Source organism: Streptomyces lacaronensis, from assembly GCF_047337785.1.
GTDB lineage: Bacteria > Actinomycetota > Actinomycetes > Streptomycetales > Streptomycetaceae > Streptomyces > Streptomyces lycopersici.
The window spans coordinates 2,990,996-3,011,899 of record NZ_JBLHDK010000003.1; the positions used below are offsets into that span (position 1 = coordinate 2,990,996).

The 20,904-nt window shown below is 71.8% G+C and carries 12 protein-coding genes and 3 pseudogenes; 7 read left to right on the plus strand and 8 right to left on the minus strand.

What is annotated here, in order from left to right:
• Positions 1-139 precede the first annotated feature (139 nt).
• From ACMTAK_RS52645 to ACMTAK_RS12615, 3 genes and pseudogenes are all read right to left on the minus strand, one after another.
• Positions 140-469: pseudogene (locus ACMTAK_RS52645) on the minus strand (transposase family protein); the annotation flags it as partial.
• A 24-nt stretch (positions 470-493) separates the two neighbouring features.
• Positions 494-1,618 carry an SDR family NAD(P)-dependent oxidoreductase gene (locus tag ACMTAK_RS12610; RefSeq protein ID WP_413806298.1) on the minus strand — a complete coding sequence of 375 codons (1,125 nt, stop codon included), beginning with the start codon at positions 1,616-1,618 and terminating at the stop codon, positions 494-496.
• A 302-nt stretch (positions 1,619-1,920) separates the two neighbouring features.
• A complete protein-coding gene (locus ACMTAK_RS12615; RefSeq protein ID WP_413806299.1) occupies positions 1,921-2,433 on the minus strand; it encodes a MarR family winged helix-turn-helix transcriptional regulator in 513 nt (170 codons plus the stop codon).
• 38 nt (positions 2,434-2,471) lie between these two features.
• On the opposite strand from ACMTAK_RS12615, the pseudogene ACMTAK_RS52650 reads away from it, so the two are divergent.
• Positions 2,472-3,089, plus strand: a pseudogene (locus ACMTAK_RS52650) (transposase family protein).
• 20 nt (positions 3,090-3,109) lie between these two features.
• Here the strand turns inward: ACMTAK_RS52650 and ACMTAK_RS12620 are convergent.
• Positions 3,110-4,567 carry a hypothetical protein gene (locus ACMTAK_RS12620; RefSeq protein WP_413806300.1) on the minus strand — a complete coding sequence of 486 codons (1,458 nt, stop codon included), beginning with the start codon at positions 4,565-4,567 and terminating at the stop codon, positions 3,110-3,112.
• A gap of 229 nt (positions 4,568-4,796) precedes the next feature.
• Between ACMTAK_RS12620 and ssgD the strand changes: the two genes are divergently transcribed.
• Complete coding sequence (gene ssgD, locus ACMTAK_RS12625; protein WP_413806301.1) at positions 4,797-5,210, plus strand: spore wall synthesis regulator SsgD; 414 nt, start codon at positions 4,797-4,799, stop codon at positions 5,208-5,210.
• A gap of 117 nt (positions 5,211-5,327) precedes the next feature.
• On the opposite strand, the gene ACMTAK_RS12630 is transcribed toward ssgD, so the two are convergent.
• A complete protein-coding gene (locus ACMTAK_RS12630) occupies positions 5,328-6,008 on the minus strand; it encodes a GOLPH3/VPS74 family protein (RefSeq protein ID WP_413806302.1) in 681 nt (226 codons plus the stop codon).
• A gap of 418 nt (positions 6,009-6,426) precedes the next feature.
• Positions 6,427-7,122 carry a hypothetical protein gene (locus ACMTAK_RS12635; RefSeq protein ID WP_413806303.1) on the minus strand — a complete coding sequence of 232 codons (696 nt, stop codon included), beginning with the start codon at positions 7,120-7,122 and terminating at the stop codon, positions 6,427-6,429.
• 245 nt (positions 7,123-7,367) lie between these two features.
• Here ACMTAK_RS12635 and ACMTAK_RS12640 point away from each other — a divergent pair, with 245 nt between their 5' ends.
• Positions 7,368-9,482 carry a transcriptional regulator gene (locus tag ACMTAK_RS12640; RefSeq protein WP_413806304.1) on the plus strand — a complete coding sequence of 705 codons (2,115 nt, stop codon included), beginning with the start codon at positions 7,368-7,370 and terminating at the stop codon, positions 9,480-9,482.
• A gap of 49 nt (positions 9,483-9,531) precedes the next feature.
• Here ACMTAK_RS12640 and ACMTAK_RS12645 read toward each other — a convergent pair whose 3' ends face one another.
• Positions 9,532-13,119 (minus strand): hypothetical protein, encoded by a 3,588-nt coding sequence (locus ACMTAK_RS12645; RefSeq protein WP_413806305.1) that lies wholly within the window; start codon positions 13,117-13,119, stop codon positions 9,532-9,534.
• 214 nt (positions 13,120-13,333) lie between these two features.
• Between ACMTAK_RS12645 and ACMTAK_RS12650 the strand changes: the two genes are divergently transcribed.
• From ACMTAK_RS12650 to ACMTAK_RS12665, 4 genes and pseudogenes are all read left to right on the plus strand, one after another.
• Complete coding sequence (locus tag ACMTAK_RS12650; protein WP_413806306.1) at positions 13,334-14,803, plus strand: aldehyde dehydrogenase family protein; 1,470 nt, start codon at positions 13,334-13,336, stop codon at positions 14,801-14,803.
• A gap of 10 nt (positions 14,804-14,813) precedes the next feature.
• Positions 14,814-15,032 (plus strand): annotated as a pseudogene (locus tag ACMTAK_RS12655) (GMC oxidoreductase); the annotation flags it as partial.
• A gap of 176 nt (positions 15,033-15,208) precedes the next feature.
• Positions 15,209-18,898 (plus strand): S8 family serine peptidase, encoded by a 3,690-nt coding sequence (locus tag ACMTAK_RS12660; RefSeq protein ID WP_413806307.1) that lies wholly within the window; start codon positions 15,209-15,211, stop codon positions 18,896-18,898.
• A 152-nt stretch (positions 18,899-19,050) separates the two neighbouring features.
• Positions 19,051-20,004 carry a helix-turn-helix transcriptional regulator gene (locus ACMTAK_RS12665; protein WP_413806308.1) on the plus strand — a complete coding sequence of 318 codons (954 nt, stop codon included), beginning with the start codon at positions 19,051-19,053 and terminating at the stop codon, positions 20,002-20,004.
• A gap of 45 nt (positions 20,005-20,049) precedes the next feature.
• Here ACMTAK_RS12665 and ACMTAK_RS12670 read toward each other — a convergent pair whose 3' ends face one another.
• The gene (locus ACMTAK_RS12670) at positions 20,050-20,844 is read right to left on the minus strand and encodes an IclR family transcriptional regulator (protein ID WP_413806309.1); all 795 of its coding nucleotides are present in this window, start codon (positions 20,842-20,844) and stop codon (positions 20,050-20,052) included.
• Positions 20,845-20,904 lie beyond the last annotated feature (60 nt).

The following is a 20,904-nucleotide window of genomic DNA, read 5'->3' on the forward strand; positions in this document are numbered from 1 at the left end:
CTGCGGGGAGGGGCGAAGCCCCGGTCCGGGGTCTGGGGCGGAGCCCCAGTTGTGGGAAGGGGCGGGAGGGGAACAGCCCGCCGCAGGCGTACGCGTACCGCCGGACGCCCCCTATGGGCCTAGGCGAGTCTGTCCGAATGATCAGCAGGAGTCCTGGCCGTTCGCGGACCAGAGCGGCGTCAACCTCGGGCATCGCGGCCAGCACCTCCCGCTCCCCGAGCTTGGGATCGGCCAGCGCCCACAGGACCGGCATCCTGACCGGGGTGCACACCAAATACAGCCGCAGCCCCCAGAAGAACCGTGAATGCGACTCGCAGTAACCGTCGTTTCCCCAGCCTGCCACCTGTGACCGCTTCACCCGCTTGATCTGCGGCAATGCCGCCCGAAGCCGCTTGTTGCAGCCAGAGCCCTGTCGGATGAACAGGAACACGTGCCGGTAGTGCTTGCGCACGCGCCGTAGCCAGCGGGCCCGCAGGCAATTGGACAGACTTGTCTAGCTATTTAGCCTCTTCCAGATCTCACCATAGGCGGCAAGTTCGCTGAAACCTCCATCGACCGGCAAGTCGATTCCGGTCACAAAGCTAGCGTCGTCACTGGCAAGGAAAAGTGCAGCCGCAGCCATCTCTTCTGAATTCGCGGCGCGCCCAAGGGGGGTCATGCTCACCAAATCCTTGAAGAGGTTACTGGTTGAATCCATCATTGGGGTTTCAACCACGCCGGGGTGCATGGCATTGACCCTGATTCCCATCGGAGCAAGATCGATCGCAGCGGCCTTCGTAACTCCTCGAACCCCCCACTTCGACGAGGAGTACGCAACGACGGGGTGGCCCATGATTCCAGCCGTAGACCCGATATTAACCATGCTGCCGCCACCGGTTCTTTCCATCAAAGGCGCGCAGGCCTGCATGCCGAGGAACTGACCCGTCAGGTTAACGTTGAATATTTTGTCCCATGTCTCATGTGTTGTGCCGGTAAGTGGATAACGGACGTTTGTCCCGGCATTATTGATAAGAATGTCGAGTCGGCCCGTTTCCTCGCCAATCTCGCGAACCACCCGATTCCACTGGTCCGCGTCGGTGACATCCAATGACTTGAACTGAGCCCTGCCGCCCGCCGCGCAGATTTCCGCAGCCAGAGCTTCTCCCTGCTCGCTGAGGACATCGCACACGTAGACGTGCGCACCCTCCCGGGCGAAGCGGCGAGCTTCCGCTTCGCCCTGCCCGCGGGCCCCTCCGGTGATCAGGGCAACTCTGCCTTCGAGTCGCCGGATATATCCGGGTTCATGATGGGTTGTCATGCTTTGCGGTGTCTGAACCGCGCTCCGGGGGGCAAGCAGGAGTGTGTCGACTCGTTCAATCTGGGACATGTCGAAGTTCGCCATGTCGTTCCGGAATCCGTCACTGTTCATGTAGTCGCGTATGACCGCATCCGGGTCAACGCCGTCTTGGAAGCTGACAAGAGCTACAACAGCCTTCGGATTCCCCGGGACTGCGGAAAACCCATGGGTCACCACATCAAACTCGGCCAGAGTTGAGACATGGGCCGCCCACCGTACGAGATAATCGGCTACGGCCGACTCCGATGCCAGATGGTACGTACGCATTTGGTAGATCGACATTGGCCAGTCTTCCTTCCGGTGATCGTGCTGATTTTTTGAAACGTTCGCGGGTGGGCCCGAATGTCGCATTTTAAATGCTCATCAAGGGGCGAACGACAGGGACGGAAATACCGCAATCGCGGGTTTCCCGGGATATTCGCTGGACCCTGGACACGCGGCCACCGAGGCGCGTATTGCGTGCCGTGATGGTCTTCGAAGCTGAGGACTGCCTTCCGGTGCCGACTTTTCAGGCAGTAGATTATTTTGACCCTCGGCCTGGTAGGCAGTTGCCTGGAAAGGGGATCTTCCTCCCAGGTGGTGATTCAATCACTACCTGGTTTTGATCCCAGCCGATTCTGCAGTCGGTGAACCGGACCATCTTCTCCGAGATTGCTAAGTATGAAGTGAAGGTGCGCGTTGGCTTCCCCAAGGCTGGGAGCGTCAATTGATTTGAGCAATCGCTCAATACTTGCATAGACCGCTATGGTCGTTTCGCGCGCACGCACCCACCCGACATCCGTGAGGCGGATCGTGCGACCTCGCCGATCGGAGGGCTCCAACAGGCGTTCGATGAGTTCATCGCGCTGGAGCCGACGGAGGATGTTGCTCAGGCCGCCCGTAGTGAGAAGCAGACCCTCCGAGAGTTGCCCGGGGCGGACGCCGTCCGGCCGTGCCGCGAGGGCGACGAGGACATCGAATTCGCCGCGAGAGAAGCCGAAGCCTGCCAAGGCCGATACGACGGCCCGGTCCAGCAGTGCATGCAGGCGTCCGACGTGCTGGGCGAACTCGACCACGGGGCCGGGCGCCGGAGGTGAGACCTCGATGTGGTGTGGCACTCCCCCAAGCTACATCATCGCGAAAGCTTTCTCGATGCATGCTTGCGCATGCAATCACTTTGGACGTGAAGATCGATGACGAGCGGGCTGGGATCGTGCGCCTGCCAGGGCGCCCTCCGAAGCTCGGCCAATCGGAGTTGCTGTGCCTGGCGGTGATGCAGCCAATGCTCGGCTTCCACGGCGGGCCCGCTGGCTACGGCGCGTGCGCAAGCACTACCGGCACGTGTTCCTGTTCATCCCACAGGGCTCTGGCCGCAACAAGCGGCTTCGGGCGGCATTGCCGCAGATCAAGCGGGTGAAGCGGTCACAGGTGGCAGGCTGGGGAAACGACGGTTACTGCGCGTCGCATTCACGCTTCTTCTGGGGGCTGCGGCTGTATTTGGTGTGCACCCCGGTCAGGATGCCGGTCCTGTGGGCGCTGGCCGGTCCCAAGCTCGGGGAGCGGGAGGTGCTGGCCGCGATGCCCGAGGTTGACGCCGCTCTGGTCCGCGAACGGCCAGGACTCCTGCTGATCAGCGACAAGGGTTCGCCTCCAAGCCGTTCGAGCGGTCACCGTGCGTGTCGCCCAGCGCGTCCTGGCGCTGGCTGCAGCGGTATGGCACAACTTCCAGACAGGCCAGGCGGTGAGCCGGTCACTCACCGCCTTCGACCACTGACCGTATTCGGACAGACTCGCCTAGCGGGAGACGCAGAGCCGGACCACGAGCGAGACGCAGTCCCGGGAGTCGCCGGAACCGGAGCCGGGATCGGAGTCGGTCGGCTTGGCCGTGGGCCGCTGTGTGGGCTCGTCCGTGGGACGCTTTGTCGGCTCGTCCGTGGGCCGCTGCGTCGGTTCCCCGGTCGGCCGCTGCGACGGACCGCTCGACGCGGAGGACGAAGCGGACGTCGAGGGCGAGGCGGACGAAGACGGCCGCGACGAGGATGATTCGGAGGAAGCGGACGTCGGCGCCTTGCGCGAGGGGGATGGGGATACCGCACTGGACGGCACATCCGTCGGGGAGTGCCCGGTGGGCACGCTCGCGGTGGACGGCCGGTTCCGGGACGCCTCCCCCGGAACGCCCGCCCGCGAGCCCTCCGAGTGCCGCGAAGCACCCGAAGCGGGGGATGAATCGGAAGAAGCGGAAGAGTCGGAAGAATCAGCGGAGTCGGATGTATCCGACATGGACGGCGTGGAGGCCGCCGGCTGCTGCGCCGCCGCCGAGCCGCCGTCCGTCAGCGCCAGCCCCGTCATGACCGCCGCCCCCGCGACCAGCAGCACGCCGCCCGCGGCCGCCGCGACCGCCACCGGCCCCGCCTGGCGCACCTGGCCGCGGACGAGGTGGTGCATGGAACGGCGGGAGGAGACCAGCGGTCCGTTCGAGGGCGCCGCGTGCGCACCGCCGCCGGTCGCCAGGGCACCCGCTCCGGCGGCCCCCACGGCACCCACCGCACCGGCGGCGGCCAGCGGCGCCAGGAAGCGCGCCATGTCCCGGTCGTACAGCGCGAGCAGCGCCGGGCCGGTCAGCGCGGGCAGCCGGTCGTCGGCCGCGACCAGCTGCTCCATCCGGCCCCGGCAGTCCCCGCAGCCGTCGATGTGGACGGCGATCTGCTCGGCCTGGTGCGGGGAGTCCGCGCCCCGCACATGGTCGGGCAGCCCCTCCCAGTGCCCGCCGCACGCGGCGCTCGCCGGATAGCCGGGCTGGGCGCGCAGGAACTCCTGGCGCACGCTCTCCCGGACGCGCTCCACCAGGGCCGCCGCACCGTCCGGGCTCGCCCCGGTCCGCCACGCCACCTCCTCCGGCGGGAGCCCGTCCACCTCGGCGAGCCACAGCACCTTGACCCAGCGCTGCGGCAGCTCGTCGAGGACCTGGACGAGCGGTTCGAGGTACGACGCCTGCTGCGACGGACCCCCGTTCCCCACCCCGGCCGACAGCGCCCTTACGGCGCTCGTCAGCTCGGCCGGGACGGCATCGGCACCGAGGGGATGCCCGGCGCGGATCCGACGCCACACGCTGTAGTGCGCCTCGGCCACCAGGTCCCCGGCAACCCAGGGGTTGCCGGTGAGAGTTCGGGCATATCCGCACAGACGCGAATATTCGGCTTCGTAGATTCGGCTGTAGGCGGCCGTGTCGAGCGCCGCGTGACCTTCGGTCATGGTGGAACAACCCCTGGGGTGGGTGCCTCGTCATTGCCGACGTTTCTGTAACAGCTCCGCACGGCGCCCCGAGACCTTGCATGGTTTGGCAAGCCTAAATGCCCTATGTCCCCTCGAAAAATCAGTCGTGACGCACGTCACGTCGAAAGCGGGTGCACTGGCCTGATCGCCCAAACGTCTTAACGGTCGTAAGGGCGACGCGCCCCGCACCTATCGCAAGGGAGCCGACGTGACCACTGTCATCGACCAAGCCGTCCAGGCACAGCTCATCGCGTCGACGCCCGAGTCACGCGCGATTCCGGCGTGCTTGCGCTACGAGCGGGACGACCCGTTCGCGGTCCGCATCTCCTTCCCGCCCTCCGCGTCCCTCGACGGCTCCGCGGTGGAGTGGACGTTCGGGCGCGAGCTGCTCGCGGCCGGGCTGCGTGGCCCCGCGGGCAGCGGGGATGTGCAGATGTGGCCGAGCGGGCCACAGGGGACGGTCTTGGAGTTCCATGCCCCCGAGGGCATGGCCATGGTCCAGTTCGACACCGCCGACCTCCTCAGATTCCTCGGCCGGTCGTACGCGGTCGTCCCCGAGGGCAGCGAGGCCGGGGAGCTCGACCTCGACGAGGGGCTGGCATCACTGCTGAGAGACGCCTGAAGTCCGTACGGAAGCCCGGGCCGGTACGGAGGCTCGGGCCCGTACGGGTGCCTGGGTCCGGCCCGTGGGGCGCCTGGCCCGTACGGGTGCTCGAACCCCGCCCCTACCGGTGAGCTGTCAGGTGGCGGTCACGGCCGTGGTCGACGCCAGCATGGCCGTGGCGACGGCGGCGGCGAGCGCCGTCCGCACCTGGGAGATCACCTTCTCCAGCACCGGGCCCATGCCCCCGCAGCGCTCCCCCAGCTCCAGGATCCGGCGCTTGCGGACCTTGGCGTCCGTGGCCGTCACCACGGACCTCAGCTCACCCGCCGCCGCCAGGGTGACCAACGCCGCGTCCCGTTCGGACACTTCGGCCGCCGACTGCTCACCGTGCAGCACGCGCACCGCGTCGTCCCGCATCCCGGCCACCTGATCGGGCCGTTCCAGCACGTACTCCTTGGCCGGGAACAGCCCCAGCATCCGCTTCCCCTTCGCCCGCACATACCCGGCCGCCACCATCTGGTCGCGGACCGCGTGCTCGGTCAGCCGCGACTGATGCCCCACCCAGATCTGCCAGCTGCGCGGCCGGGATTCGCCGATCAGCTCCAGCAGCCCGTCGAGTGTCTGGTCACCCGTGGCGGCGTCGGCCACGGGGCAGGGACTGCCGTCGGCATCGGTGAGCATGCCGCGCTGAACGAGTTCGGTGAGGGCGGCGGCGCGGACGAGGAGTGCGGTGTGAGCACCGGCGGGCCGACCGGTCTCGGGGTCGTAGGAGAGCAGGTAGAGCGAGGCGGCGAGGGAGAGCGATCCGTTCGGCACGGGAAACCTCCGACGGTCGGGCGTCCGGTGGGGCGGCGTACTTCGACCATATCGGCCACGTGCCCCCATGATCGACCCTCCGCCGCGGGTCGCCGCGGCTCCTCGGGGACATGGCCCCTCACCGGACGCGGTGGCCCCCAGGACGGCGGCCCCGGGACACGCGGAGGTGGCGGCGACGCGTACCCCCGTGTGTACGCGTGGCCGCCACCGGTCCCCGCCCCCGTCGGCCCCCGTCGGCCCCCCCTCGGGCCGCGTCCCCCGTCGGCCCCCTCGGGCCGTCTCCCCCGCCCCCGACGGCCCCGAGCCATGTCACCCCCGTTGACTCGCTCGGGCCGCGTCCGCGTCCCCGTCAGGGCACGTCCCCCCGTTCCCCGAAAGCCCCCTCGGGCCGCGTCCCCCGTCCCCCGTCAGGTCCCGCTCACGGGTGGTACAGCTTGACCACGGCAGTCGTGGCGGTGCGCTTGAAGTCGGCCAGCGGCGCCTGGTCGTAACCGCCCATCTCTCCCCACGTCACGACGGTGACGGTCCGGCCGTCGCGGCCCACGCCGAAGAGGTGGATACCGGGCTCCGAGTCCGGGTACGAAGTGTGGACGCCGTAGACATGGGCGCCGTCCTCGGCCGTCAGGGCGCCGTAGTCCCGCCATGAGGCGGTGCCCTCCGGGAACTGGCTCTCCCAGTCGGCGGCGCAGTTCCGGATCTTCTCCTCGGCCGCGGCGGCGAGCTTGCGGGCCGCCTCCACCGTGCCGGTCCTGACCACGATCTGGGTGGCGCCGGTGTCGTACTCGGTCCAGAAGGTGCGGTGGGTCGCCCCGGCCGACGGGAAGGTCTTCTCCACGCAGAACGGAGGGGTCTCGGGCAGACCCTTGGTGACATCACTCGCGTACCAGTCGGAGCTCGGATGCGGCGGGAGCTCCCTCGGCACGAGGTGGGCGGGGGTGCGTTGGGGCACGGCCGCTTGCGCCCCCGCCTGGGCCTGGGCCTGGGCCTGGGCCGACGGTGCCTGGGCCTGGGCCTGGGCCTGGGCCGACCCGGTCCCGGCCACGGCCACGACCCCGACGGCCGCTGCCACGACGCCGAGCGCGGCGCCGCGGAATGAGTGCTTGGGCTTGCGCATGAGGTGTTTCCCCGTCTCTTCCCGATCTCAGGGTTTCAGCATGTCGCCGTCGCACCGGGAGGTCGCGGCGGCAGGACAAGCGTGTGCGCCACCCGGCCCTGACGGCTACGACCGGCGGGGCATTCGGGACGCTGGAACGCCTGCACGTACGCTGACTTGGGGGTATGACAACACCCTGGAACGCGCTCGTGGGACGCCCACGGGACGACTCGCGGTGCCGGGGACGATATTGGGGGGTGGTGGGCGTGGGGAACGCCAAAGAGGTCGAGGACTTCGCCGAGAGACTGCGGGCGCTGAAGGAGCGCTCGGGCCGCAGTTACGGCTCGCTGGCCACACGACTGCACGTCAGCACGTCCACGCTGCACCGCTACTGCAACGGCGACGCGGTCCCGGCGGACTACGCCCCCGTCGAGCGCTTCGCCCGGCTGTGCGGCGCCACCCCTGAGGAACTGGTCGCGCTCCACCGCCGCTGGATCCTCGCGGACGCCGCGAAGCGCCGCGCACGCGAGGGCGCCGTGTCGACTCCGCGCCGCGGCGACGGCGCTGCGCGGCCGGCCGCGGGCGACGGCGAGAACCCGGCCGACCGCCCGGCCGCGGCCGGCACCGCGCGGGGGACGGACGCGCGGTCCGGTGGCGGTGAGCCGCGGCAGTCGGCCGACACACGAGACGCCGACGCCCCGTCGGACGCGTCCGGGCCCGCCACGACGCCCGCCGCGCCCCCGGCCGCCGACCGCCGTCAGGCGCGCGTCGCCGCGCCCGGCCCGGACCCGGTGACCGGCGCTCACCCGGACGCGGCCACGGCTACCGGCACGGCCGGAGAGGGCAGCACCGGGCCGGAGACGGGTGACCTCTCACCCGACGTTCAGCCGCGCGCGGGAGCCGATGGGCGACGAGATGTACGGCCGGACGCCGCCACCCCGGCCGCCGCGTCGACGGCCACTCCGATATCCGACGCCCATCCGGCCGCACACCAGGCATCCTTCGCGGGCCCCGCACCGGGCCGACCCGGAGGCGAAACCGGCCCGATCCGGTCGGCGCAGGGCCGTAGCGCCGCGCGGCGGGGCGAGGCCGCACACCAGAACGGCAGCCCGCACCAGGACGGAACCCCACACCAGCGCGGTGACGCCACCGACCGGGCGGACGGCGATCGGGCCGACGGCACCCAGGCCCAACCGCCCGGCACGCCCACGGGCGAAGCCGGACCCCCGGCCACCGGGCAGCCCCGACCACCTCGCCAGTGGTCCCCGACCACCAACCGGGCCAACGGCGGCCGGGCCAACGGCGATCGGGCCGACGACACCCGGACCGACGACACCCGCGCCCAACCGCCCGGCGCGCCCACGACCAAGACGCGAGCCCGTTTGCGGGCCGTGGCGGCAAACGCCGCGGACACCGCCACCGCCGCCGCCTCACGCGCACGCCGACCGTGGACGCTGCTCGCCGGGGCCGCCGCCGTTGTCGTGCTCGCCGTTACGGCGGTCGAGGTGCGGCCGCCCGGGGAGGACGGCCGTAAGGACACCGCTGCCGTGCCTCCCTCCGCCGCGCCCACCTCCACCCCGCCCGCCGGGCCGACCGCCCGGGGCCATCTGGACCGTCAGAAGACGGACGGCGACAAGGAGTCCGGCGCGCCGCGCGGCGACGACGGCAAGGGCGAGCGCGGCAAGGAGCGGAGGGCCAAGGGGGACGCCTCCGGCTCGCCGACGCCCGGCGCGACCAAGGGGACGGGCCACGGCGGGTCCGCCCAGGTCCCGCTCACCCTCTCCACCCGTTCCCATGTCTGGGAGAACGGCTGCGGCCACCGCTATCTCATCGACCGGCCCCCGACCCAGGTCGCCCCGCCGCCCACCGAGCAGGACGCCCCGACGTGGGCCGCCGCCCATGACGCGGTGCACGGCGGGACCACCAATGTGGAGGTCACGGTGCAGGGCCGGGCCTCGTCGGCCGTAGTCCTTCAGGCCCTGCACGTACGGGTCGTGGGCCGCCGTACCCCGCTCGCGTGGTCGTCGTTCGCCATGGACAACGGCTGTGGGGGCTCCCTCACCCCGCGCGCCTTCTCGGTGAATCTGGACGCCGCCCGTCCGCTTGCCCGGCCCACGGACGGCAATGACGCGGGCAAGCCGATCCCCGCCGTCCAGTTCCCGTATCGCGTCTCAGCCTCGGACCCCGAAGTGCTGCTGGTCAACGCCCGGACGGCGGGCTGCGACTGCATCTGGTACCTGGAGCTGGACTGGTCGAGCGGCGGCCGTTCCGGGACGGTGCGGATCGACGACCACGGCTCGCCGTTCCGCACCAGCAGCGTCAAGGGGCGCCCCGCCTACGCCTACGACTACACCGACGGGACCTGGCGCGAGAGCGACTGACGCCCAGGTCCCCGGAGCCCCCGGGCCCCGGGCCACACGGCCGCCTCCCTCACTCCACCGTCGTCGTCAGCCGCAGCGCCGCGTCCCGCACATCCGCGTGCGGATGGCCGCGCAGCGTGCGCAGCCGCTCCCGCCAGGGCTCCGCCCATTCCGTACGGGCCCCGGCCACCTCCGTAAGGGTCGCGGCGAACAGCCCGGAGGCGTGGCCGCCGTCCTCGTCGAGCTCCCGCGCGGCGCGCAGCAGGGCCGCGTCGGAGCCCGGCCGCGTGGCGGTGTTCAGCCGTCGGCGCAGGGCGTCGGCGGTACGGACGGCGAGCGCGGGGCGGGTGGTGTGCAGCCGGGCGAGGCGGGCGAGGGTGGCGGCCAGCGGGCCGGGGCGGGCGTCCAGGTCGAGGGCGTTCACCAGCACATGGGCGGCCTCCTGGACGAACGTCTCGTATCCGGCGAGGAGTTCACCGGCGGCCCGCGCGGTGCGCCGGGTCACCCGGGGCCGCATCCGGGCCCGGGTGGCGAGCCGGTCGGCGAGGTGCCGGATGCGGCGGTGGGCGGGGCGGTCCCGGTCCGGTTCGGCGTCGGGGCCGCCGGGCCGGGCGTCGGTGGTGGCGAGCGCGGCGAGCGCCCAGGCCAGCGGGTTGTCACCGGGCGACCCGTCAGGCGCGGCGGCCATCAGCTCCAGCAGGGCGTCGGCGGCGGGCCGCCAGCTCGCCCGGTTGCCCAGGTCGGTGACGGCGGCCACCAGGACGGCCGCCGCGTCCGGCGCCCACGGCGACCAGCGGGCCAGCGCCCCGTACCCGGCCGCCGCCACCTCGGGGTCGTCGGTGTCGCAGACGGCACGTATGAGCTGGGCGTAGCGGCCGCGATGGGCCTCAAGGAGGTCCAACGGGCGGGTGCGCAGCACGGCGTGGCGCAGCTCGCGCCGCCCGCTCGCGGCGGCGGTCAGCAGCTCCCAGGCGCGTTTGGTGTCGAGCAGCCCGGTGGCGAAGGCGACACAGGCGGCCTGCACATCGGGGTGCTGGCCGGGCAGTTCGAAGGCGTCGGCGAGCAGCGCGGCGGCGTCGGCCACCGGGAGCAGGGTGGCGGCGAGCCGGACGGCCTCCTTACGGCTGGTGACCTTCGCGGGGACGGGCGGTACGGCGGTGGCGACCCCGTCCGGGGCGAGCACCCCGCGCACCAGCCGCCCCAGCCGTGATGGCTCGACGTACCGGGACGCTCGGGTGGCCGCGTACATCGCCACCCGGGCCCGGTCGTCGCCCGCGTGGGCGAGCAGGGCGGGCAGGGCGTCGCCGGGGCGGTCGGTGCGGGCGAGGGCGGCGAGCGCTGCCTCGGCCACGGCCACATCGTCGGTGTCCGTCCAGGTCCGGACGGTGGCCGCACCGTGGCCGGGGATCGGCGCGGCGTCGGCGACTGCGGCCGCCCGCTGCCCCGGCCGCAGGGAGGCGTCGGCGGCGGCCCGGTCCAGGACGCGGGCGGCCGCGGCCTGCTGACGGGGCAGCCAGCGGCCGGTGTCCCGCCCGGTGGGCGGGGTCCAGTGGGTGCCGGGGGTCAGAAAACGCCCGTACGGCGGGGTGTCGCCGAGGACGAGGTCGAGCAGATCGGTGCGACGGCGGGTCAGCACGGCCAGGACGGGCGGCAGCACGGCCGCCGAGGGCTCGTGCGCGAGCAGCTCGGCCACGCGGGCGTCCCGCTCGGCCGGTGGTTCCAGCCACAGCCCGATGGCGGTGCGGGCCGTCGCGTCGCTGCCGAACGAGATGGCCTGCCACAGGAGTTCCTGGAGCTCGGGGAGGGTGTGGGCGCGCCGCCCGAGGGAGCGGGCGAGGGCGAAGGTCAGCTCGTGGTCGACCCGTTCGGCGCCCGCCTCCAGCCAGGGCCGCAGCGCCTCGAACACCGCCTGCTCCTGACCGCGCCGCAGCTGGTGGTCGAGGCGGCCCAGGTCGGCGGCGCCGACGCTGCCCGCGAGCCGGGTGAGGGTGCGCAGCGCCCAGCCCAGCAGCTGCCGCCGCCCGGTGACGGCGTGTTCGCGCAGCAGCGCCACGGCCAGGTGGCGCAGCGCCTGGCGGGTGGCGGAGGACGAGTCGCGGGCGGCGATCGCGTCGGCGGCGATCCGGTCCAGATGCTCGGCGGCGTCGTCGGTGAACAGCGCGGGGTGGGTGCGGGAGAGCGCGCCGAGCGCCGCGGAGCGCACCGGGTCCTGCTCGTTGCGCAGCCGCTCCAGCAGGCGCAGCAACTCGGTGAGGGCGTCCGGGTCGCCGGAGCGGGCGACGCACCGGATCAGCAGCGGATGGGCCAGGGCGCGGTCCTCGGCCGAGGGGCGGCGCACGGCGGCCACCAGCTCCTCGCGCGCCTCCTCGACCGGCAGATGGGCCACCGACTCCAGCACGGTGGTCCAGGGCGCGCCGCGCTCGCGCGCCTGGGCGGCCATCCGGCGGGCCTCGGCCTGGCGGCGGGGGCGCGGCAGGATCTCGAGCACGGCGGGGTCGATGACGGCATGGGCGGCGGCGCGCCCATCGGTGGCCTGGTCATAGGTGGCCTGGTCGTAGGTGGCCCGGTCGTAGAACGCGGGGCGGCGGGCGGGCGGCAGCGCGGCCAGCAGCCGGGCGAGGGCGTCAGGGTCCGCGTCGTGCCGCAGGGCCCGGCCCAGCTCGGCGAGTTCGGGCGGGTCGGCGCGGACGATCCGGCGCAGCACGGCCCGGTCCAGCCGCCGCCGGGTGCCGCTGTGCTCGGGGGCGAGCAGCAGCCGCAGCGTACGGCTCGGATCGGCGGCCACCAGCGCGGACAGCCGGGCCCGTACGGGGGTCGGCAGCGGGCCCTCGCCGTAGTCCTCCAGCAGCTCCAGCACCCGCTCGGGCTCCACGGGCGCGGCCAGCGCGACACAGGGCGCGTAGCGGGTCCACCAGTCGGCGCGCAGCGGCGCGGGCAGGGCGGCGAGCTGACGCGCCGCCTCGTCCAGGACGGCGAGGGGATGCCGGGAGACGAGGGGCCGCCAGCCGCGGACGGCGTGGAACAGTCCGGGCAGCAGCCGCGCCACGGTCTCGGCGCCGCATCCGGGGAGCAGCCGGGCGGCCTCGCCGTCGCCCCAGCGCTCCCGGAACGGTTCGATCAGCCGGTCCGCGAGCGTGCCGCGCCGCCCGGCCACGACGGTGCGCGCCAGTTCGCGCCGTACGGTGGCGGGCGCGTCCTCGAAGGCCGCCTCCAGCGCGTCGTCCGGGACCGCGCCGGGGCCGCCGCGGCGTGCGGTGTCGAGGGCGCGGTGCCGCACCACGGGGTCCGGGTCGGCGAGCCGCGCCGCGAGATGGCCGGTGCGCCCGCCGGCGGCCGCGGCCACGGCCGCCAGCCGCCGCTCGTACGTCCCGCGCCGCTCCAACTCCTCGATCAGCGCGCCCAGCCGTCCCTCGGCGCTGGCCGCCCGCGCCCGCCCGGCCAGCTCCCGCATCCGGCGCGGAAAGGGCAGCGGATCGAGGGCGGCGAGCAGCTCGTCGACGAGGGCGCGCCGGGGATCGGGGGCGCCGAGGGATTCGGGGCCGCCGTGGGCTCCGGGGCCGCCGAAGGCTTCGGGAGCGCCGAGGGCTTCGGGAGCGCGGGGAGGCTCGGGGCCGCGGTGGGCTTCGGGGCCGCCATGGGCTTCGGACGCGTTGACCATGCCAGGGATTGTGCCGCTCACACGTCCGATCACACGTCCCGCCGGAAGAAGCTTTCCCGGGACACCCGTCGCCCCAACGCCTCGCGTCCGCCCTCGGGCCGTCGCTACGCCGTGCGAGGGTGACCCGCGCCACTTACGCTCGGTGTGTGGGCCGGACGGGTGCGTCGATGGATTCACTCGGGACCGGCCCTGTCGTCCGAGCCCGGAGGAACCCATGCCGGAGCTGTTCATCGGCGGCCACTGGACGACCGCCCTCGACGGACACAGCCGCGAGATCCACTGTCCGGCGGACGGTTCGCTGGTCGCCGTGGTCGACGAGGCGGGGCCGAAGGACGCCGCCGCGGCGGTGGCGGCCGCCCGGGACGCGTTCGACCGCGGGTCGTGGCCCGGCACCCCGGCCGGTGACCGGGGCGGGCTGCTGCTGCGGGTGGCCGAGCTGCTGGAGCGCGAGAAGCCGACGCTCGCCCGGGCCGAGTCCCTGGACACCGGGAAGCGGCTGGTCGAGAGCGAGTACGACCTCGACGACATCGCGAACTGCTTCCGCTACTTCGGCACCCTCGCCTCCTCCGGGAGCGGCGGCCGCGTGGTGGAGGTGGGCAGTCCGGAGATCGACAGCAGGGTGGTGCACGAACCGGTCGGGGTGTGTGTGCTGATCACGCCGTGGAACTACCCGCTGCTCCAGACGGCCTGGAAGGTGGCGCCCGCGCTGGCCGCCGGGAACACCGTCGTCCTCAAGCCCAGCGAGCTGACTCCGCACACCGCGATCCATCTGATGCGGCTGCTGACCGAGGCCGGGCTGCCGGGCGGGGCCGCCAATCTGATCCTCGGCTCGGGTGCCACCGCGGGCGCGCCGCTGGTCACCGACGAACGCGTGGACATGGTGTCCTTCACCGGCGGAGTGGTCACCGGACGCTGGATCATGTCGGCCGTCGCGCCCACGGTGAAGAAGCTGGCCCTGGAGCTGGGCGGCAAGAATCCCAATATCGTCTTCACCGACTGCGATTTCGACACCGCCGTGGACTACGCGCTCACGGCGGTGTTCCTGCACTCCGGGCAGGTCTGCTCGGCCGGTGCCCGGCTGCTGGTCCAGGAGCAGCTGCATGACGCGTTCGTCGACGAGATCGTCCATCGGGCCCGGAACATCCGGCTGGGCGGGCCGTTCGACGAGAACGCCTGCGCCGGGCCGCTGATCTCCGCCGAGCACCGCCAGAAGATCACCGACTATGTGCTGGCGGGGATCGACGAGGGCGCCGTGCTGCGCTGCGGCGGGACCCCGCCCGACGACCCGGACCTGGCGGGGGGCTTCTACTACCTGCCGACCGTGCTGGACGACTGCACCCCGGACATGTCGGTGGTGCAGGACGAGTCGTTCGGCCCGGTGCTCACCGTGGAGCGGTTCCGGGACGAGGACGAGGCGGTGGCGCTCGCCAACGACACGGTGTACGGCCTGGCGGGCGGGGTGTGGACGCAGGACACCGAGAAGGCGCACCGGGTGGCGTCCCGGCTGCGGGCCGGGACCGTATGGATCAACGACTTCCATCCGTATGTCCCGCAGGCCGAGTGGGGCGGGATGAAGCAGTCCGGAGTCGGCCGGGAGCTGGGCCCGTCGGGGCTGCACGAGTACCAGGAGCTCAAGCACATCTGGCGCAACACCGCGCCCCGCCCCCAGCGTTGGTTCGATTGACGGCGACCGCGCCGGACGGACCGCCGCCCGGCCCGCACTGGCCATGTGGGCGGGCGCCGAACTGGCCCCCGGGCCCGATGTGAACAGCGGCGACGAGCCGGCCGGCTACATCCGCGAGACCCACAACACCGTCTACCACCCGGCGTGCACGGTGCGGATGGGCGCGCCCGACGACCCGGGCGCCCCGCTGGGTCAGGAGCTGAGGGTCAAGGCGGTGACGGGGCTGCGAGCGCGCCGTCCCCGACCTCCCCGCCACGCGACTGACGCTCCGTCACTCCTGTGGCCGATGCGTGCACTGGCACGCCCCGGCCACGGGGTTCACTTGAGCACATGCGTCCCCGGCGACCACTCTGATCGCACCTTTCCGACGGGAGAGTCGGATGCGATGAGGGAGGAAGCCAACCGATGCGAAGATCGCGTCGCCTCTTGGCCACGGTGGGCGTCGCCGGTGTGCTCGGCACACTGGCCGCCCCCACGGCGAGCGGGCAGCCGTCCCAGTCCGCGAAGACCCCACCAGCCGTCACACAACAGCACACGGTCACCCTGATCACCGGTGACACGGTCACCCTCACCGCGGGTGCCGACGGACAGTACGCCGTGGAGGTGGAGCGAGGCACAGGCCGCGAGTCGGTGGATTTCGTGACCGCCCAGAAGGACAAGGAGATCAGCGTCGTCCCGGTCGACGCACTCCGGCTGCTCTCCGCGAACAAGCTCGACGCGGACCTGTTCAACATCACCCAACTGGTCAAGCAGGGCTACGACGACAAGAAGACCCGTTCGCTCCCGGTCATCACCACCTATCGCACCAAGGGCGCGCATCCGACCCCCGAGGGCGCGCACAGGACACTCACCCTCGCCAGCGTGGGCGGCGCGGCGCTCAGCGCCGACAAGGCCGACGCGGCGGACTTCTGGGCCGACATCAGCCATGACAAGGGGCTACGGAAGCTCTGGCTGGACCGGAAGGTCAAGGCGTCGCTCGACGTCAGCGTCCCGCAGATCGGCGCCCCGGAGATGTGGAAGGCCGGGTACGACGGCAAGGGCGTGAAGGTCGCCGTGCTGGACACCGGCATCGACGCCACGCATCCGGACGTCAAGGACACCATCGCCGACTCCAAGAGCTTCGTCCCGGACCAGACCGTGACGGACGGCCACGGCCACGGTACCCATGTGGCCGACACCATCGCGGGCGGCGGCGCCGGATCCGGCGGAAAGTACAAGGGCGTGGCACCGGGCGCGAAGCTGCTGGTCGGCAAGGTGCTGAACAACGCGGGCGAGGGCTACTCGTCGTGGATCATCGAGGGCATGGAGTGGGCCGCCTCCTCCGGTGCCAAGGTCGTCTCCATGTCGTTCGGCGGCCCGGCGTCCGGCCCCTCGGACCCGCTGAGCGAGGCGGTCGACCAGCTGTCAGCGTCCTCCGGGGCGCTGTTCGTGATCGCGGCGGGCAACTCCGGACCGTTCGAAGGGACCGTGGGGACCCCAGGCATCGCCGACTCGGCCCTCACCGTCGGCGCCGTCGACAAGTCCGACAAGTGGGCCACCTTCTCCAGCCGTGGACCGCGCCCCGGGGACTACGCGATCAAGCCCGAGATCACCGCCCCCGGAGTGGACATCACGGCGGCCCGTGCGGCCGGGACCTCCATGGGCACGCCCGTCGACGACCTGTACACCACGGCGAGCGGCACCTCCATGGCGACGCCGCATGTCGCGGGCGCGGCGGCGATCGTCGCGGAGGCGCACCCCGACTGGACGGGTTCACAGCTCAAGGAGGCTCTGGCCAGCACCGCCAAGACCAGCGCGAAGGACGGTCCCTTCACGCAGGGCGACGGCCGGGTCGACGTACCGCGCGCGGCCACCCAGGGCGTCTTCGGCACCCCGGCCCTCAGCTACGGCCAGTACGCGTACGACGCCGACAAGGCCGACGCCAGGACCATCAGGTACACCAACGACACCGCGAAGCCGGTGACGCTGAAGCTGGTGTCCTCGGTCGACGGCGATTCCCTGTCGCTCGGCGCCGACACCGTGACCGTGCCCGCGAAGGGCGCCGTGAAGGTCCCGGTCACCGTCGCCCCGGCCAAGGCGGAGAAGGGCCGCCACACCGGGTTCATCACGGCGACCGGTGACGACGGCGCGGGCGGCGCGGTCAAGGTGACCACGGCCGTCGGCTACGAGAAGGGGGAGAAGCTGTACAACCTCAACGTCAATCTGCTGGACCGCGAGGGAAAGCCGGCTCCGGCCATGTTCACCCTCCAGCAGCTCGGCGACTCGACGCAGAACCAATACGGCTTCCTCTCGAGCTCCGACACCTTCCAGCTGCCGGCCGGCACCTACTCGCTCGCCACCTGGATCCCGATGTACGACAGCGGTCGGATGGAGATCGGGACGAGCATCGTCGGCGACCCCGAGATCGAGGTCAAGGACGACACCTCGATCACTCTCGACGCGCGCAAGGCCGTCGAGATCAAGCCACAGGTCAAGGAGAAGGACACCGAGCCCCAAGGTGTGACGACATCCTGGGTCCGGGAGGACAAGGAGGGTAACAGCTTCGGCCTGACCTACAGCATGGGCAAGTGGAAGAAGCACATCTACGCCGCGCCGACCGAGAAGGTCACCGACGGCACCCTGGAGTTCTACAGCAAGTGGCGGTTGGAGAAGACGGAGCTGACCGCGAGCGTCACCAGCCCCGAGCGGGTGACGCTGACCCCGACCTACGCGAATACGTACACCGGCCGGCCTGTCAAGATCACCGGCAGGCGCACGGTGGAGCTGGTGTCCGCCGGGGGCGGCACGCCCGCGGACTTCGAGGGCCTGGACGTGAAGGGCAAGGCCGTGCTGGTGGGCCTGGAGCCCGACGGATGGCCGAACGACGCCGTCGTCAACGCCACCAAGGCGGGTGCGGCCTACGTCATCGTGTACCGCAAGACGACGCGCGGCTTCTGGCTCACCGCGGTCGACAGCGCCACGATCCCGGTCATGTCCGTGCCCGGGGAGGAGGGCGACAAGCTGCTGTCGCTGCTCACCACGGGGGGCCGGGGGCAGAGCAAGGTGACCGTGGAGCTCGGCGGCACGGCGGACAGCCCTTATGCGTACAACCTGGTCCTGCCGGAATCCGGCGGCATCGGCGACGACCTCACGTACCCCATCGACAGCAGCAACACCACCAAGGTGACAGCCCGCTACCACGGCACAGCGCAGGGGCGGATCGGCGCCGAGGCCACCCACACCTTCCGCCCGCACGAGCTCTACTCCATCGAGCAGCCGTTCGACGTCCCCCTCGGCACCCAGCGCACCGAGTACTACACCGCCGACCCCGGCACCCGCGTCTGGCGCACGGTCATGCAGGACTACGACAGCGGCGGCGGACGGCAGTGGTCGCCACTGGTGACGTATCGGCCCGGAACGAAACAGACGGTGGACTGGCTGTCGCCCGTGATCCGTCCGACGACGGCCGCCGAGTTCGGCGTCTCGCAGCGGGAGGGTGATGAACTCACCCTCGCCATCCCGGAGTTCGCCGACTCCGGCCCCGGCCACTACGGCTCCTCGGGCGGGGTCGCCCAGGGGTTCGACACGGTGAGGACGAGCCTGTACGCGGACGGCAGGCCGGTCGGCGAGGCCCCGTACGGCTCCGGCACCTTCCAGGTGCCCGCCGAGAAGGCCGCGTACCAGCTGACGATCGACGCTCAGCGGAAAGCCGACTGGGCGGCGTACTCGACCAGGACCACCACGCGATGGGACTTCACCTCCGCGCACACCGCCCAGGCGACGGCCCTCCCCCTGCTCTCCATCGACTACGACCTCGGCGTGGACCTGCTCGACCGGGCCAAGGCGGGGCGAAAGTTCGGCTTCGGCGTGGCCCCTCGCCACCAGGAGGGCGCTGACGCCGCGAAGCTCACCGGTGCGATGGCATGGGCGTCCTACGACGACGGCAGGACCTGGAAGAAGGTCAAGCTCACCCGCTCCGGCACGGGCTACGAGGCCACGGTCGGCCATCCCCCGCTCGGCGCCACCAACGGTTTCGTCAGCCTGCGCGTCCGGGCCGCCGACGCCGACGGCAATCGAATCGATCAAACGGTCATTCGCGCATATGGCCTGAAGTAGGCCGAAAGCCTTCCTTCGGCGGTAACAAACAACGTCTAGCGTGCCGTTGATCGCATCGTTGCCTCGACGCGCTGGAGTCGCCGCCAGTGGACAGCAGAGCATCCATATCAGCGTCCGACGGGTCCCCTGTCACGAGCCCGAGTCCCTGGGCCGTGGCAGGGGTCTCCGACTTCGACGAGGCGCTGTACCACGCCATCCTCCACGATCCCGAAGCGGGCGTCACCGGCTGGTCACGGCTGCTCGGCGCCTCCCCGCCGCGCGTCCGCCGCGCCTGCGCCCGGCTGCTCCGCCTCGGCCTGATCCAGGCCCCCGACTCCACCGGGGGACTGCGGCCCGTCGACCCCCGTATCGCCGTACGGGCCCTCATCCGCAGGCGCGAGAGCGAATCCGATCTGCTCGCCGCGACCGCCGACGACATGGCCAAGATCTACGCCGCCGGGCTGCTGCGCGCCGAGCCGTCCTCGCTCGTCGAGGTCGTATGCGGGGAGAGCGCCAACGCCGCCCGGCTGGAGGAGCTGTACGCTCGCGCCGAACACGAGATCTGCCTCTTCGACTCCCCGCCCTACCTCGCCCCGCTCACCCCCCAGCTGGACCTCCAGAACGAGGTGCTGCGGCGCGGTGTCACCTACCGCACGCTGTACTCCGTCACCTCGCTGGAGTCCCCCGAACTACTGGCCTACGCGGAGGGGATGGTGGCGCTCGGCGAACAGGCGCGGGTGCTGCCGACCGTGCCCATGAAGCTGCTGGTGGTCGACGGCCGTACCGCGATGCTGCCACTGACCAGCGCGGACGTCGGGCCGGGATACTCCGCGGTGATCGTGCGGCACTCCGCCCTCACCGACGCGCTCCGGACCCTCTTCGAGACCTTCTGGGAGCAGGGGACCCCGCTGAGCGGTACGCCGGACGACGGTGACGAGAAGCTCACCGCGGCGGACCGCCGGCTGATCGGCCTGCTGGCGGTGGGCATGAAGGACGAGGCGATCGCCCGCCACCTCGGCATCAGCCTGCGTACGCTGCGCCGCCGCGTCAGTGACCTCCAGCTCCGCCTGACCGCCGCAGGGCGCTTCCAGGCGGGCGTCCGCGCCGCCCACCGGGGATGGGCCTGACGCTGTGCGGAACGGAAGAGGGCCTGACGCCACGCGGAACCGGGCCTACGGGCGCCACTGCGGTCCCGTGCCGGTCCCCCTCGGCACCACCGCCTCGATCTTCGCCCGGATCTCCCGCATCACCGCGACGATCCGCTCCTCCCGCCCCTCCGTCAGCCGGGCCGTCGGCACCGAGCAGCTGATCGCGTCCACCGCCGGGACGTCGTACCGCAGGGCGAGACCGAAGCCCACGATGCCCAGGACCCCCTCCTCCCGGTCGATGGCGTGGCCCCGCTCCCGCACCCGCTTCAGATCGGCCAGGAGCGAGGTCCGGGTGCGGTGGGTGTTGGGCGTCGCCTGCTCCAACTCCTCGCTCATCACGGGGAGTTCACCGTCGATCCGCTCGGCGAGCAGCGCTTTCCCCAGGGCCCCCACATGGGCCGGCAGCCGCCGTCCGACGCGGCTGAAGGGGCGCAGGTACTCATGCGACTCCCGCGTGGCGAGGTAGACGACATCGCCGCCGTCCAGCCGGGCGAAGTGAATGGTCTCGCCCAGCGCGTCGGACGCCTCGTCCAGATACGGCCGCGCCGCCCGCACCCGTGGATCGCTGTCCAGATAGCTGGTGCCGGTGAGCAGCGCGCGGATGCCGATGCCGTACAGCGAGCCGGTGACGTCGGTGCGCACCCAGCCGCGGTCGATCAGGGTCTTGAGGAGGGCGTACATACTGCTGCGCGGGACGCCGAGCTCCTCGGCGAGCTCGCGCAGCCGGGCCGGCTGGTCGCCGCGCGCGGCGAGCAGCTCCAGCAGTTCCACGGTGCGGCCCGCGGACTTCACTTCGCGCACCCCACCGGTTTCCGCCATGGCTCACATCGTAACTGTCGCCGCACACCTTGACGTTGAACCGATTCAAGGCTTCCATCG